Source organism: Pseudomonas sp. 9.1(2019), assembly GCF_009910445.1.
Lineage (GTDB): Bacteria > Pseudomonadota > Gammaproteobacteria > Pseudomonadales > Pseudomonadaceae > Aquipseudomonas > Aquipseudomonas paraversuta.
Map to the genome: position 1 here is coordinate 330,314 of NZ_VBWF01000011.1, position 14,453 is coordinate 344,766.

The window sequence follows — 14,453 nt, forward strand, 5'->3', positions numbered from 1 at the left end:
CACAAAAAAACGGATAGCCATGGCTATCCGTCAAATGCGCATAAGGACAGGAGCTTATCGCAACAACGTTAGAACACCGACTGAATTTTCAGGCCGGCCACCAACGCGTTATCAACCTGGTCAACACCGCCCGGGTGAGTGATGTACTGCAGGTTAGGACGCACAGTCAGCCAGTTGGTCACGTGGATGCCGTAGTTGAGTTCGTAGTTGTATTCGGTGGAGCGCAGCGGTGAGTACAGCGGGTTGTCATAGTCGGTGACACCAATGGCCTCGTTGGCCAGCTCGGCGTTTTTCTTCACATCACTGTTGACGTGGATACGGGCAAAACCGATACCGATGTCATCTTTTGGACGGGCATCGAACGGACCTTTGTACACAAACATCAGCGACTGATAGTTGTCGACAATGTTGGTGGCCTTGTCGTGGAAAGTTGCGTTGGCTGCAACATTCAGACCACGGGAGGCATCACCGTTGTGGCTGGTGAGTTGCTGCTGGGCCACAAACCAGTAACCGTGCTTGCTGTTGCGCACACGGTAGCTTTGACCGGTGGTCGCAGCATCTGCGCCGTTGATGTCTTCGCGCAGGTCATCCGCAGGTGCCGTGCTCTTGTAGTAGCCCACACGGTATTCGCCCGGCAGGTTGTTGACCTTGGGCGACCAGACCAGTTCGACCGGTAGCACTGTACCCTTGGTCCCGCTGCCGCTGAGTTTGAAACCGTTACCGTGCTCAAGTTGTGACGGGTTCTGGTTGTACGCACCGATCTGCGCATAGAACTCGGGGGTGATGTTGTATTTCACCCGCAGTGCAGCCTGGCTGACCGGCCAGTTGTACCAGATGTTGGTGGCCCAGTTACCCACCTGGGAACCGCAGAACGCCAGGTTCTGGAATTCGCACGGGAAGGTGTTGAAGTCTTCGCCTTCACCGAAGTAACCGGCCTTGACGTCCAGTTTGCCGTCCAGGAATTGATGCTGGATATACAACTGGGTCAGACGAACCATGTGGCCACGGCCGTAGACTTCCTGGGAGGAGCTCAGGGTTCCGGCACGCGGGTCGCCGATACGGTCATTGGAGATGCTCTGACCATTACGGTTGGTGAGCTGGATCTTGGCCTGGGTGTTATCCCAGCCCCACAGCTTTTGCAGGTCCAGCGCCACGCCCAGCCCGAACTGGTCGCTGTAGCGCGCGGTCTTGTCGTGGTTATAGCCGCCATGCAGGTTGGCGCCTACTTCACCGACGTAATCGGCCTTGATGTCGATACCCTGCTCGATCAGCTTGGTCCGCTCACCGCCCCAATCACCGGTCATCCATTTTGAATCTGCACTGAAAGCGTCGTCGGCCATCGCATTGGCAGAAAGCACCAGCGCGGCGACGGCTGACAGCTGGCAGATCAACCGGGTATTTGCGTGTTGCTTTTTCATCCCTAAATCCTCGTCTTTTATTGTTATTAACTGTTTTTATCCAACTCGGTCCACTTTTAAATTCCCGACCGTTCCAATGCCCGCAACGGCACTACCCCTGTGTAACTGTGGGGGCGGGTCGCTTGCAGCTCAGACGGCCCCGGCTCCTCCATGAACACCCCCACACTTTGAAACTCAGCGCCCCTTGATTCGGGTGACGTTGTCAGCACGATCCTGTACCGGCAACGAAGCAGCAGTGCCCAGGCGCTCACCGGTTTTGGCATCGAACAGCAACACCTTGGCCGGATCGAATTGCAGGGTCAGGGTTTCACCCACTTGCGGCGCCACATCGGGCGCCAGGCGACAGCAGACCTTGGCCTCATTGAGCTGAACAAAGACCAGAGTGTCCGGACCTGTGGGCTCGGTCACCTGGACTTCGGCGCGAATGGTTGGCATGCCGGCAGCATCGGCCGAGGCCAGCACGATTTGCTCCGGGCGCAGCCCCAGAATCACCTCCCGGTCTTCCAGACCGGCGTCATCCATGCTCATCGGCAACTCACAACGCGCCTGGCCACTGTCCAGCAGCGCCAGCAGGCGGCCGTCCTTGCGCTGCAGGCGCAACGGAATGAAGTTCATCGGTGGCGAACCGATAAAGCTGGCAACAAACAGGTTGGCCGGATCGTTGTAGATCTGCTTGGGAGTACCGAACTGCTGAATGATGCCGTCCTTCATGACCGCCACCTTGTCGCCCAGGGTCATGGCCTCGATCTGATCGTGGGTGACGTAGACGGTGGTGGTTTTCAGACGCTGGTGCATCAGTTTCATTTCGGTGCGCATCTCGACCCGCAACTTGGCATCGAGGTTGGACAATGGCTCGTCGAACAGATAGATCTTCGGCCGCCGGGCCAGGGCCCGGCCCATTGCCACACGCTGTTGCTGACCGCCGGACAATTGCCCCGGCTTGCGGTTGAGCAAATGCTCGATCTGCAACAACTTGGCAACCCGGGCCACTTCTTCGTCGATGTCAGCCCGGGGCATCTTGCGGATCTTGAGACCGAACTCGATGTTCTCGCGCACACTCATGGTCGGGTACAGCGCATAGGACTGGAACACCATGGCGATGTCGCGATCCTTGGGACTCAAGCCGCTGACGTCCTGATCATCAATCATGATCGCGCCGCCCGTGATGTTCTCCAGGCCGGCGATGCAGTTCATCAGCGTCGACTTGCCACACCCGGAAGGCCCCACCAGGATCAGGAACTCTCCTTCCTTGATCGACAGTTCGATGTTCTTCAGGGTGTCCGGCAAGCCGGCACCGTAGGTCTTGTTTACATTACGAAGTTCAAGCGTTGCCATGATTACCCCTTGACTGCGCCGGCCGTCAGCCCGCGCACGAAATACTTGCCTGCGACCACATAGACCAGCAGGGTCGGCAGCCCGGCGATCATCGCCGCGGCCATATCCACGTTGTATTCCTTGACCCCGGTACTGGTGTTGACCAGGTTGTTCAGCGCCACGGTAATGGGCTGTGAGTCACCACTGGAGAACACCACGCCGAACAGGAAGTCATTCCAGATCTGCGTGAATTGCCAGATCAGGCAGACCATGATGATCGGGGTCGACATCGGCAGAATGATCATGCGGAAAATCGTAAAGAAACCCGCGCCATCCAGACGCGCCGCCTTCACCAGCGCGTCGGGAATGCTGACGTAGTAATTGCGGAAAAACAGTGTAGTAAACGCCAGGCCGTAAACAATGTGCACAAACACCAGGCCGGTGGTGGTGCTGGCCAGACCCATTTTGCCGAGGGTGAACGAGGCTGGCAGCAACACGGTCTGGAACGGCAGGAAGCAGCCGAACAGCAGCAGGCCGAAGAACAACTGCGAACCGCGAAAACGCCACATCGACAACACGTAGCCGTTGAGCGCGCCGATGGCGGTGGAGACCAGTACCGCCGGGACGGTGATCTTGATCGAGTTCCAGAAGTAGCCGTCGACCGTGGCCCAGGCCTTGACCCAGCCAATGCCGGTGACCACGGCGGGCCAGCTCAGCAGGTTGCCGGTACTGATGTCTTCCGGGGTTTTGAAGCTGGTCAACAACATGACCACCAGGGGGACCAGGTACAGCAGTACAGCGAAGATCAGCACCGCGTAGATCGCGATGCGGCTCAGGCTGATGGCGGATTTGCCGGCAAGACTAGTCATTACGCTTGGCCCTCAGCTCGGAATACAGGTAAGGCACGATGATCGCAAGAATCGCTCCGAGCATCAGAATCGCACTGGCCGAACCGACACCCATCTGACCGCGACTGAAGGTGAAGGAATACATGAACATCGCAGGCAAGTCGGACGAGTAACCCGGACCACCTGCCGTCATTGCCGCCACCAGGTCAAAACTCTTGATCGCAATGTGCGCCAGAATCATCACCGCACTGAAGAACACCGGACGCAGGCTTGGCAGCACCACTTTCCAGTAAATCCGCGGCAAACTCGCGCCATCGATCTGGGCGGCACGAATGATCGATTGATCGACCCCGCGCAGGCCGGCGAGGAACATCGCCATGATAAAACCCGAGGCTTGCCACACTGCCGCAATCACCAGGCAATACACCACGCGGTCGGGATCGATCAGCCAGTCCAGACGAAAGCCTTCCCAGCCCCAGTCCCGCAGCAGCTTGTCCAGGCCCATGCCCGGGTTCAGCAACCACTTCCAGGCGGTACCGGTGACGATCATCGAGAGCGCCATCGGGTACAGGTAAATAGTGCGGATGAAGCCTTCACGCCGGATGCGCTGATCGAGGAACACCGCCAGCGTCACGCCAATCACCAAGGTAATGGCGATGAACATGCCACCGAATACCGCCAGGTTTTTGCTGGCGACCCACCAGCGGTCGTTGTCGAACAGGCGTGCGTATTGCGCCAGGCCTACCCATTTGTAGGTCGGCAGGAAAGTCGAGTTGGTGAACGAAAGAACGAACGTCCACAGGATATAGCCGTAAAAGCCCACCAGGACGATGAACATGCTGGGCGCCAGCACCAGTTTGGGAAGCCAGCGCTGCAGTGCATCGAACGGCGAGGCTTTGCTGAAGGCAGCAACAGAACTCATGGGGAAATCCATAAAAAAGGAAGGAGCAGTTACCCGCTACAAGTTTCAAGCTGCAAGACAAGCAGGACAGTGCTCTGACTTGCAGCTTGCAGCTTGAAACTTGCCGCTACGGGTTACTTGGCAGACTTGACCGCTGCGCCGAGTTTCTTGGCCGTTTCAACCGGGTCGGCTTTCGGGTCGTTGATGTAGTTGGTCACCACATCAAAGAATGCGCCCTGCACCGCCAGCGTGGTTGCCATGTTGTGCGCCATGCTCGGCTGCAGGCCACCGCTTTTGGCATCAGCCAGGAAGTCCTTGGCCGCGGTCTGGGCGCAAGAATCGAAACCGTACTTGGCCATGTCGTTCAGCATGTCGATCCGCACCGGGATCGAGCCTTTGTTGATGCTGAAGACTTTCTGGAAGTCTTCCCCCAGGGTGACCTTGGCAATGTCCTGCTGACCCGCCGCCGTGCCCTTGTCTTTCTGCTTGAACACCGCCAGGGAGTCGATGTTGTAGGTAAAGGCTTTATCGGTACCCGGGAAAGGCACGCACTGATAATCCTTGCCCGCGACTTTCTTGGCCGCCGTCCACTCGCTCTTGGCCCAGTCACCCATGATCTGCATGCCGGCCTTGCCGTTGATGACCTTGCCCGCTTCCAGGTTCCAGTCCTGCCCCTTGCCGTCTGCGTCCATGTAGGTCGCGACTTTCTTCAGTTCGGTCAGCGCCTTGACCATTTCAGGACCGGTCAGGGTGGCGTTATCCAGCTCTACCAGTGCCTTTTTGTAGCCATCGACCCCCATGACCGAGAGCACCACGGCTTCGAACACAGTGCTGTCCTGCCAAGGCTGGCCACCGTGGGCGAGCGGAATGAAACCGGCAGCCTTGAGCTTGTCGCCCGCGGCATAGAATTCTTCGAGGGTGGCAGGGGCTTTTTCGATACCGGCTTTCTTGAACACTTCAGGGTTGATCCACAGCCAGTTGACCCGGTGGATGTTCACCGGCACGGCCACGTAATTGCCTTCGTATTTCACGGTATCGGAGACTTTCTTGTCGAGCAGGCTGTCCCACTTCTCTTCTTTGGCAACGTCCTTCAGGACTTCAGTGTCGAGCAAGCCCGTGGAGGCCCACTCCTGGATGTCGGGGCCTTTGATCTGAGCCATGCCTGGCGGGTTGCCGGCGACAGCACGGCTTTTCAGTACGGTCATGGCCGTGGCTCCGCCACCGCCGGCGACTGCGCCGTCTTTCCAGGTGAAGCCGTCTTTTTCGACCTGGGCCTTGAGGACATCAACGGCCGCTTTTTCACCGCCCGAGGTCCACCAGTGCACCACTTCGACCGTGCCTTTGGAATCGGCAGGTGCGTCGGCGGCATAGGTTGTCAGGGGAAATGCACAGGCGAGAGAGATGGAAACGGCGAGGCGACTGAGTGAATTCATGAGATGTCCTTTCTTGTTGTTATAGCTGGGCAAGTCTTTTGCTTGCGCTGCCGAAGAGTGTATCCATCACCGCCCAGGCTCGCGTAACGAAGAGACGCGCAAATGTCACGATCCGGTTACATAAAGATCAACCCGATCAGTCGGCATTTCGCGGCAGGTACAAAGTGACCCGCAACCCGCCGACGCGCAGGTTCTGCAGACTGACTTCGCCCCCATGGCTATGGGCGATGCTGCGGGCAATGCCGAGCCCCAGACCATAGCCCTGCTGCTGCCCGGCCAGACGAAAGTGCGGTTCAAATACTTGTTCCAGACGCTGCTCCGGTACGCCCGGGCCCTCATCGTCAACGGTCAGAACGAAGGCGCGCTCATTGTCATCAATGCGCAGGTGAGCATTTTTTCCGTATTTGAGGGCGTTATCTATCAGGTTGCCCATGCAGCGACGCAGGGCCAGGGGCTTGCCCGAGTAAGGCTTGAGGGCTCGCCCCTGTAACGTCACACGGCCATTTCCCTGGGGCAATAAATAAGGCTCTATCAGACAATCGAGTAACAGATTGAGGTCCACCTGCTCGATATTTTCGTGAATATCGGTGTCCTTCACACATTGCAGTGCACCTTTGACCAGCAACTCGAGTTCATCCAGATCGCGGCCAAACTTGTGCTGCAGTTGCTCGTCTTCAAGCAACTCGACCCGCAGCCGCAGGCGGGTGATGGGGGTACGCAAATCATGGGAGATGGCACTGAACAACTGGCTGCGCTCCGTCAGATAACGGCTGATACGGGCGCGCATGGTGTTAAAGGCCCGGCCGACTTCCACCACTTCGCTGCCGCCACCGATTTCCACCGGCTTGAGCTTGTCCTCCCCCAGCGACATATCCCGCGCCGCCCGGGCCAGACGCTTGAGCGGGCGACTTTGCCAGTGCACCAGCAGTCCGATAAACAACAGCAGGAAGATGCTGCTCAGGGCGATAAACCACAACTGCACGGCCGGCAGGCCTTCCTCCTCAAGGCTGGTATAGGGTTCGGGCAACAAGGAGGCGATGTACAGCCACTCGCCGGGGGCCATCTGAATTTGCGTCACCAGTACCGGCGGATTGACCGGCTCCAGGGTCAAGGCGAAATGCGCCCAGGAACGCGGCAACTCTTCGAGCCTCATGCCGGCATTGAAGATGCGCAAGTCCCGGGGGCTGACAAATTGCACGGTCATGTCGACATCAGCCCCCAGGGACTGGCGCAACACTTGATCCACCGCGCTGAGCACCGCCTTTTTGCGCTGGGTCGGCTGCAGCACCGGCATCTCCAGCGGCTTGTCATTCAAGCTTACGAAGAACCGCGTACCGCCCATGCTGCGCATCTGGTCGAGCACCATGGGCCGGTAGGCCAGGGGTAGTGACCGCAAGTACGTCACCGTGGCATTCATCGAATACGCCAGGCTGCGGGCACTGGTGACCAGGCCTTCGAGCTGGGTGGTACGCAATTGCGAGAGCCAGATGGCGCTCGATAGCGTCTGCGCCAGCAAAATGGCAAGCAGGGTGAGTAACAGCATGCGCCCGAGCAATGAACGGGGGATACGGACTTGGGGCCGGAATTTAAAGGCCATGGACGGCGCTGACCTGAGCCGCCAGCTGATAACCGCTGCCGCGAACGGTGCGGATCAGCCGGGGAGGCTTGTCGGTGTCACGCAAGCGTTGGCGCAAACGGCTGACAGCCATGTCGACGATGCGGTCCAGCGGCATCAGATCCCTGCCGCGGGTTGCGTTGCCGATGGTATCGCGATCGAGGATCTGTTGCGGGTTGTCCAGAAACAGCTTGAGCAAGGCGAAGTCTGCTCCCGACAAGATCACTTCTTCCCCGTCGGTATGAAACAGGCGATGGGTCACAGTGTTCAGGCGCCATTCGTCAAAGGCCATGACCTCGTTGCCGGCCGTCACATTGACGCTGGAAAACTGCGCCCGGCGCAGCAACGCCTTGATCCGCGCCTGAAGTTCACGGGGGCTGAAGGGCTTGCCCAGGTAATCGTCTGCGCCCAGCTCCAGGCCAATCACCCGGTCAGCCTCGTCGGAGCTGGCAGTGAGCATGATGATCGGGATTGTGGCAAAGCGCGGGTGTTGCCGCACCCAGCGGCACAGGCTGAAGCCATCTTCATCGGGCAACATCACATCAAGTATCAGCAGATCGCCGGGTGTGTCTTCCAGCGCCTGGCGAAAGCCGGCACCGTCACCCACGGTACGTACCTGAAAACCGGCGCGGGTGAGATAGATATCAAGCAGTTCACGAATGTCCTGGTCATCGTCGACCAGCAAAATTGATTTGCCGAGTGCGCTCACAGCGATGTTCCTTATTGTTTTTTACCCCCCCCTTGATGCAGGCGCGGGTTTGCTGACGACAGTATCGCTGCGGGTGTTCAGCCGAACGCTTGCTGCAACGCCACCCCCGCACCGATCAGACCCGAGTAAGGGGCAGTGACCAGCCACACGGGAATACCCCTGAGGTAGTCACTCATGCAGCCCTTGTCAGTGAAACTTTGGGCAAAGCCGCTGGCCAGAAAAATATCGGCAAAGCGCGGGATCACCCCGCCTACGATATACACCCCGCCTCGTCCGCCGACGGTCAGCACATTGTTGCCCGCCACTCGCCCCAACCAGCAACTGAACTGCTCCAGCACCTGCAATGCCAACGGGTCTCCAGCCAGGGCCGCTGCGGTGATGGCATGGTCACTGTCCAGCACCGGGGTATGGCCATCAACCGCACAGATCGCCCGATAGACGCGGGGCAAGCCGCTGCCGCTCAAAACGGTTTCGGCACTGACATGCCCGATGTCGTTGTAGATGTGCTGCCACAGCTGCACTTCACGCGGGTTGCTCATGGGCAGATCAACGTGACCACCCTCCCCCGGCAACGCCATCCACTGCTCGCCCCCCAGGTTGAGCAGAGTCCCCACCCCAAGGCCGGTGCCCGGGCCAATCACCACTGCCGGCCGTGCCGGATCAGGAGTGCCGGGGCAGACCTGACGCACATCTTCGGGTTGCAAGCGGGTCATGCCCAGCGCCATGGCGCTGAAATCATTGACCAGCAACAGATTGTCGACCTGCAACGCCTGGCAAAACGCCGAACGGCTCAGACGCCAATGGTTGTTGGTGAAGCGAAATTCATCACCGCTCACCGGCCCGGCCACGGACAAACATACCGAGCCGACCGCCCCCGGGGCCAGTTGCAGATCGTGCAGGTAAAGCCTGATGGCGTCTTCCGGGCAGACGAAGTCCACCGTGGCCAGTACGCGGACCGAATGCAGCTGGTCGTTTTCCCACAACGCAAAGCGTGCGTTGGTCCCTCCGATATCACCGACCAGCGCCAGTTTCATTTCAAGTTTTCCAGAGACGAGGTGAAGGTACTCGCGCCCTGCTCAGCCGAACTGAAGGCCTGACGCATAAACGCAAACAGCTCGCGCCCGGTACCCACGGCATTGCTCAAGGTGCCGATCGCCGGAGTGCGCGCTGCGAATTCTGCCTCATCCACCAGCAGTTGCAATGTGCCTTTGACCCCGTCGACCCGGATCATGTCGCCATCCTGAACCCGGGCCAGAGCGCCACCAATCGAGGCTTCGGGGCTGACATGAATCGCGGCCGGGATTTTGCCCGAGGCGCCCGACATCCGGCCGTCGGTAATCAGTGCCACCTTGAAGCCACGGTCCTGCAAAACGCCCAGAAACGGCGTCATTTTGTGCAGCTCGGGCATGCCGTTGGAGCGCGGGCCCTGGAAGCGCATCACCGCGACAAAATCATGTTCCAGCTCACCGGCCGCAAACGCGTCGGCCAGCTCTTGTTGATCCTGGAATACCCGGGCCGGGGCTTCGACAATTTGATGCTCGGGTGCCACCGCCGATACTTTCATCACGCCGCGCCCCAGATTGCCTTCCATCACCCGCAGCCCGCCCTCTGCCGAGAAGGCACGGGCCACAGGCCGCAAAATGGATTCATCCAGGCTTTCAATCGGACCTTCACGCCAGACCAGATTGCCATCTACCAGGAACGGCTCGCGGGTGTAGCGGCTCAGCCCAAAACCGGCCACGGTATTGACGTTTTCGTGGAGCAAGCCGGCCTCGAGCAGTTCGCGAATCAGGAACGCCATACCGCCCGCGGCCTGGAAATGGTTGATATCGGCCTTGCCGTTCGGATACACGTGGGACAGGGTTGGCACCACCTCGGACAGGTCGGCCATGTCTTGCCAGGTCAGCTGGATACCCGCGGCCATGGCAATTGCCGGCATATGCAGGGTGTGGTTGGTCGAGCCGCCCGTGGCGTGCAGCGCCACAATGGAGTTGACCAGCGAACGCTCGTCGACGATCTCGCCCAACGGCATGAAGTTGCCGTTTTGCTTGGTCAGACGGGTGATCTGGTGCGCGGCTTCCCGCGTCAGCGCATCACGCAATGGGGTGTAGGGGTTGACGAAGGAGGCGCCTGGCAGGTGCAGGCCCATGACTTCCATCAACAACTGATTGGTGTTGGCGGTGCCATAAAACGTGCAGGTGCCGGGGCTGTGGTAGGACTTCATTTCCGATTCCAGCAGCTCTTCGCGGCTGGCCTTGCCTTCGGCGTAACGCTGGCGTACGTCGGCTTTTTCTTTGTTGGAGATCCCCGACGGCATAGGCCCGCCCGGAACAAAGATGGTCGGCAGATGACCAAAGCGCAGCGCGCCCATCAGCAAGCCCGGAACGATCTTGTCGCAAATCCCCAGCATCATCGCCGCATCGAACATGTTGTGCGACAGCGCCACGGCCGTCGACAAGGCAATCACTTCACGGCTCAGCAGGCTCAGCTCCATCCCCGCCTCACCTTGGGTCACACCATCGCACATGGCCGGGGTACCGCCGGCAAACTGGCCGACCGAGCCCATTTCACGCAGTGCCTGCTTGATTTGCTCCGGAAAATGCTCGTAAGGCTGATGCGCCGACAGCATGTCGTTATATGACGAAACAATTGCGACGTTGGCCGCGTTCATCAGCTTCAGGTTGTTTTTATCATCCGCCCCGCACCCGGCTACGCCATGGGCAAAGTTGGCACATTGCAGCTTGCCGCGTTGCGGACCGTCACTGGCGGCCCCGCGAATAAGCGCCAGATACGCCTCGCGGGTAGCTCGACTGCGGGCAATAAGACGCTCGGTGACTTCAAGAACGCGGGGATGCATGTGTTGAACTCCAGGCTAACGGATGTGGCGACCGGGACGTGTCCTATGCTGACCGAAGGGCGCAGACACGCGACTTCAATCATTCGGACCCGTTGATTCAGGTCACTCGTTGTAGATAAAACAAAATATTGCCACTTAAATGGCTTGTTTTCTATTTTTATGCGAATAATCTTGTAATTCCAACAACAAATCGATGGCGGACGCTTTCCATGACTCTACGAATCGCAATCAATGGCTTTGGCCGAATCGGCCGCAACGTCCTGCGTGCACTGTATACCCAAGGCTACCGTCAGGACCTGCAGATCGTCGCCATCAACGATCTGGGCGACAGCTCGATCAATGCTCACCTGCTCAAGTTCGACACGGTTCATGGCACTTTCGACGCAACGGTCGAGCATGATCAGGAAAGCCTGACCGTCAATGGCGACCGCATCGCCGTCACTGCCATTCGCAATCCCGCTGAACTGCCTTGGGCCGCCCTGAAGATCGACGTGGTGTTTGAATGTACCGGCCTGTTCACCGAACGCAGCAAAGCCGAGGCACATATTAGCGCCGGCGCACGCAAAGTGATCATCTCCGCCCCGGGTAAAAATGCTGACGCGACGGTGGTCTACGGGGTAAACCACGACATCCTGCGTCAATCGCACCAGATTATTTCCAATGCCTCATGCACCACCAACTGCCTGGCACCGGTAGCGCAAATTCTGCATCGCGAATTCGGCATTGAAAACGGCCTGATGACCACCATTCACGCCTACACCAACGATCAGAACCTGACCGACGTTTACCACTCCGACCCTTACCGCGCGCGCTCGGCCACCCAAAACATGATCCCGAGCAAAACCGGCGCCGCCGAAGCCGTGGGTCTGGTGCTGCCTGAACTGGCCGGCAAGCTGACCGGCATGGCCGTACGGGTTCCGGTGATCAACGTGTCACTGGTGGACCTGACCGTTGAGCTCAAGCGTGAAGTCAGCGCGGCCGAAGTCAATGCTCTGTTCAAAGAGGCCAGCCAACACTCCAAAGTCCTGGGGTACAACACCTTGCCGCTGGTTTCGAGCGACTTTAACCACAATCCGCTGTCGTCGATCTTCGATGCCAATCACACCAAAGTCAGCGGCAAAATGTTGAAAGTGCTGGCCTGGTATGACAACGAATGGGCGTTCTCCAACCGTATGCTCGATAACTGCCTGGCGCTGTGTAACGCGGAGTAACGCGATGATCGGTATCAGCTTCACCTCGGCCCCCCTGGCGGCGCGCAAGCGTATCGCCCTGGTGGCTCACGATCACTGCAAGGGTTTCTTGCTGGACTGGGCCGAGCGGCACAAAACAGTGCTCAGCCAGCACGAGCTGTGCGCCACTGGCACCACGGGTTTGCTGTTAAGCCAACGCCTGGGCTTGCCGATCGAAAGCATGATCAGCGGCCCATTGGGTGGCGACCAGCAGGTCGGCGCGCGGATCGCCGAGCAACGGGTCGATATGCTGGTGTTTTTCTGGGACCCCTTCGAGCCCCAGCCCCACGATCCGGATATCAAGGCACTGCTGCGGGTAGCCGCGGTGTGGAATATTCCGGTGGCATGCAATGAGTGCAGCGCCGATTACTTGATCAGCAGCCCATTGATGAGCCAGCCCCACGAGCATCGCATCCCCGATTACAGCGCCTATCTCAAGGGGCGCGTGTAAGGCACCAGCACCTCATCCACACTGTGGGGGCTGGCAAGCCAGCTCCCACAGATGGAAAGTGGCCTCACAGATTCTCCCCCGCACAAAACAGCACTTGACCAAAGGCATGGATGATAAGCATTATCATTCGCTCAAAATCGGTCGGGTAACACAGTGAGTCAGTCCCGCTTCAATCAAGTCTTCCTTGCCCAACGGGTAACCCTGCTGCGCACGCTGGAGCGAATGGTCAACAACCACAGCACCGCAGAGGATCTGTTGCAGGAGACCTATCTGCGCGTGACCCGGGCCTTGAGCGAACGAGCGGTCGAGCATCTTGAGCCATTTGTGTTCCAGACGGCGCGCAACCTGGCGCTTGATCATCTGCGGGCACGGCGCATCCAGTCCCGGACAGTGGTTGAAGATGTACCGATTGAAGTCATCGAGGGCGTTGCCTCTCCCCTCAGCACCCCCGAAGAAGCCCATCAAGCCGCACAATTACTGGAGCGTTTGAGTGTGAGCCTGAGCCAGTTAAGCGCACGCCAGCAGCGAATTTTCATCCTCAGCCGCCTGCATGGCTGCAGTTATCAAGAGATCGCCGAAGAGCTCGACGTCTCATTGAGTACCGTCCAAAAGGAACTCAAATTGATCATGGCAATCTGCATCGGGGTAGCCGACAGGCTGAGTCGGCCTTAATCTTCACCCTCGAAGCCTGCAAAAATGTCCTGAGACTGCCAAGGAACATCTGTGACAGACACTCACAAATCCGCTCAAGAGGTGCTGCAAGACAGCGCCATGGATCAGGCACTGGACTGGCTGATTACCCTTGAGTGCGCAAACGATGCGCAAAAATCAGCCTTCAATGACTGGCTGAATGCCGACCCGGCCCATGCCCGGGCCTATGCCAAAGCCAACGCCGTGTGGAACGGGCAGCCGTTGCTGGCCGCGGCCCACACCCTGCAAACCCGCCGTGCTCCCGGGGTGATGCGCCGCGTCAGCCGCTACTGGAAACACGCGGCAGCCGCTGCCGTGCTGGTGATCACCGTGGGTGGCTACAGCAACGTGCCCTTACGTCTGCAAGCCGATCACCTGACCATGGTCGGCGAACGCCAGCGCCTGCAGCTCGAAGACGGCTCGAAGGTGCTGCTCAACACCAACTCGGCGTTTTCCAGCAAGCTGGTCAATGCCCAGGGCAATGCTCGCCTGTATCAAGGCGAGGCATTTTTTGAGGTCCCGGCCAATCTGGAATTGCCGATGCTGCTTGACGCCGGTCCGGTACGCGCCAGCGTGCGCGATTCCGCCTTCGCCGTGAGCTACCTCAATGGCGAAGCCCATGTGCGGGTACAGCGTGGCGATGTTGAACTGCGGGTAAAAAGTGCCGGCACACAAATGCGCTTGTCTGCCGGCAATAGCGTGAGCATCGGCCCCAACGGATTCGGCCAGCCCGTCAAGCTCAACCCGCAGACTGACCTCGCCTGGGTTCAGGGTCGTCTGGTATTTGAAAACTGCCCGATGGGCAAAGTGCTGGACGAAGTCCGGCGCTATTACCCCGGCTGGATCCTGAGCAACAACGACAAACTGGCGAACGTGGCGGTGACCGGTAATTACCGGCTGGATCAGCCCCTGGACATTGTCCGCTCCCTGGCCCACATCACCTCGAGCAGCCTTTCGGAATACCCGGCGCTGGTGATCCTGAATTAAC

Annotated in this window: 13 protein-coding genes; 4 read left to right on the forward strand and 9 right to left on the reverse strand. The window is 59.0% G+C overall.

The genetic code is table 11. From position 1 onward, the window contains the following. Positions 1 to 68 precede the first annotated feature (68 nt). From FEZ21_RS20445 to edd, 9 genes are all read right to left on the reverse strand, one after another. The gene (locus FEZ21_RS20445) at positions 69 to 1,418 is read right to left on the reverse strand and encodes a carbohydrate porin (protein ID WP_003440710.1); all 1,350 of its coding nucleotides are present in this window, start codon (positions 1,416 to 1,418) and stop codon (positions 69 to 71) included. Positions 1,419 to 1,592: 174 nt separating this feature from the next. Further along, on the reverse strand, positions 1,593 to 2,753 hold the full coding sequence (locus FEZ21_RS20450; RefSeq protein WP_003440708.1) for an ABC transporter ATP-binding protein: 1,161 nt from the start codon (positions 2,751 to 2,753) through the stop codon (positions 1,593 to 1,595). A 2-nt stretch (positions 2,754 to 2,755) separates the two neighbouring features. Next, positions 2,756 to 3,601 carry a carbohydrate ABC transporter permease gene (locus FEZ21_RS20455; protein WP_003440706.1) on the reverse strand — a complete coding sequence of 282 codons (846 nt, stop codon included), beginning with the start codon at positions 3,599 to 3,601 and terminating at the stop codon, positions 2,756 to 2,758. Beyond that, positions 3,594 to 4,502: a carbohydrate ABC transporter permease gene (locus tag FEZ21_RS20460; RefSeq protein WP_003440704.1), complete on the reverse strand. Its 909-nt coding sequence runs from the start codon at positions 4,500 to 4,502 to the stop codon at positions 3,594 to 3,596. The genes FEZ21_RS20455 and FEZ21_RS20460 overlap by 8 nt, the downstream gene beginning before the upstream one ends. Positions 4,503 to 4,615: 113 nt before the next feature. Next, the gene (locus FEZ21_RS20465) at positions 4,616 to 5,914 is read right to left on the reverse strand and encodes an ABC transporter substrate-binding protein (protein WP_003440702.1); all 1,299 of its coding nucleotides are present in this window, start codon (positions 5,912 to 5,914) and stop codon (positions 4,616 to 4,618) included. Between the two features lie 136 nt (positions 5,915 to 6,050). Then, positions 6,051 to 7,511, reverse strand: a complete 1,461-nt coding sequence (locus tag FEZ21_RS20470; protein WP_003440701.1) for an ATP-binding protein — start codon at positions 7,509 to 7,511, stop codon at positions 6,051 to 6,053. Further along, positions 7,501 to 8,238 carry a response regulator gene (locus FEZ21_RS20475; RefSeq protein WP_003440699.1) on the reverse strand — a complete coding sequence of 246 codons (738 nt, stop codon included), beginning with the start codon at positions 8,236 to 8,238 and terminating at the stop codon, positions 7,501 to 7,503. The genes FEZ21_RS20470 and FEZ21_RS20475 overlap by 11 nt, the downstream gene beginning before the upstream one ends. A gap of 77 nt (positions 8,239 to 8,315) precedes the next feature. Further along, on the reverse strand, positions 8,316 to 9,272 hold the full coding sequence (locus FEZ21_RS20480) for a glucokinase (protein ID WP_003440697.1): 957 nt from the start codon (positions 9,270 to 9,272) through the stop codon (positions 8,316 to 8,318). Continuing rightward, positions 9,269 to 11,095, reverse strand: a complete 1,827-nt coding sequence (gene edd, locus FEZ21_RS20485) for a phosphogluconate dehydratase (RefSeq protein WP_003440689.1) — start codon at positions 11,093 to 11,095, stop codon at positions 9,269 to 9,271. The genes FEZ21_RS20480 and edd overlap by 4 nt, the downstream gene beginning before the upstream one ends. 209 nt (positions 11,096 to 11,304) lie before the next feature. Here edd and gap point away from each other — a divergent pair, with 209 nt between their 5' ends. The 4 genes from gap to FEZ21_RS20505 all read left to right on the forward strand — a co-directional run bounded on the left by gap (position 11,305) and on the right by FEZ21_RS20505 (position 14,452). After that, positions 11,305 to 12,306 (forward strand): type I glyceraldehyde-3-phosphate dehydrogenase, encoded by a 1,002-nt coding sequence (gene gap / locus FEZ21_RS20490; RefSeq protein ID WP_003440686.1) that lies wholly within the window; start codon positions 11,305 to 11,307, stop codon positions 12,304 to 12,306. 4 nt (positions 12,307 to 12,310) lie between these two features. Then, a complete protein-coding gene (locus tag FEZ21_RS20495; protein ID WP_003440683.1) occupies positions 12,311 to 12,775 on the forward strand; it encodes a methylglyoxal synthase in 465 nt (154 codons plus the stop codon). Between the two features lie 153 nt (positions 12,776 to 12,928). Next, positions 12,929 to 13,447, forward strand: coding sequence for an RNA polymerase sigma factor (locus FEZ21_RS20500; RefSeq protein WP_003440680.1), 519 nt, complete (start codon positions 12,929 to 12,931; stop codon positions 13,445 to 13,447). A 99-nt stretch (positions 13,448 to 13,546) separates the two neighbouring features. Continuing rightward, positions 13,547 to 14,452: a FecR domain-containing protein gene (locus tag FEZ21_RS20505; protein ID WP_165439811.1), complete on the forward strand. Its 906-nt coding sequence runs from the start codon at positions 13,547 to 13,549 to the stop codon at positions 14,450 to 14,452. The last annotated feature ends 1 nt before the right edge of the window (position 14,453 follow it).

What these genes read in the sequence shown, in the direction of transcription:
- FEZ21_RS20455 (WP_003440706.1), bottom strand. Translation starts at nt 3,601, where the DNA reads ATGACTAGTCTTGCCGGCAAATCCGCCATCAGCCTGAGCCGCATCGCG.
- FEZ21_RS20470 (WP_003440701.1), bottom strand. Translation starts at nt 7,511, where the DNA reads ATGGCCTTTAAATTCCGGCCCCAAGTCCGTATCCCCCGTTCATTGCTC.
- FEZ21_RS20495 (WP_003440683.1), top strand. Translation starts at nt 12,311, where the DNA reads ATGATCGGTATCAGCTTCACCTCGGCCCCCCTGGCGGCGCGCAAGCGT.
- FEZ21_RS20505 (WP_165439811.1), top strand. Translation starts at nt 13,547, where the DNA reads ATGGATCAGGCACTGGACTGGCTGATTACCCTTGAGTGCGCAAACGAT.
- FEZ21_RS20445 (WP_003440710.1), bottom strand. Translation starts at nt 1,418, where the DNA reads ATGAAAAAGCAACACGCAAATACCCGGTTGATCTGCCAGCTGTCAGCC.
- FEZ21_RS20480 (WP_003440697.1), bottom strand. Translation starts at nt 9,272, where the DNA reads ATGAAACTGGCGCTGGTCGGTGATATCGGAGGGACCAACGCACGCTTT.
- edd (WP_003440689.1), bottom strand. Translation starts at nt 11,095, where the DNA reads ATGCATCCCCGCGTTCTTGAAGTCACCGAGCGTCTTATTGCCCGCAGT.
- gap (WP_003440686.1), top strand. Translation starts at nt 11,305, where the DNA reads ATGACTCTACGAATCGCAATCAATGGCTTTGGCCGAATCGGCCGCAAC.
- FEZ21_RS20450 (WP_003440708.1), bottom strand. Translation starts at nt 2,753, where the DNA reads ATGGCAACGCTTGAACTTCGTAATGTAAACAAGACCTACGGTGCCGGC.
- FEZ21_RS20460 (WP_003440704.1), bottom strand. Translation starts at nt 4,502, where the DNA reads ATGAGTTCTGTTGCTGCCTTCAGCAAAGCCTCGCCGTTCGATGCACTG.
- FEZ21_RS20465 (WP_003440702.1), bottom strand. Translation starts at nt 5,914, where the DNA reads ATGAATTCACTCAGTCGCCTCGCCGTTTCCATCTCTCTCGCCTGTGCA.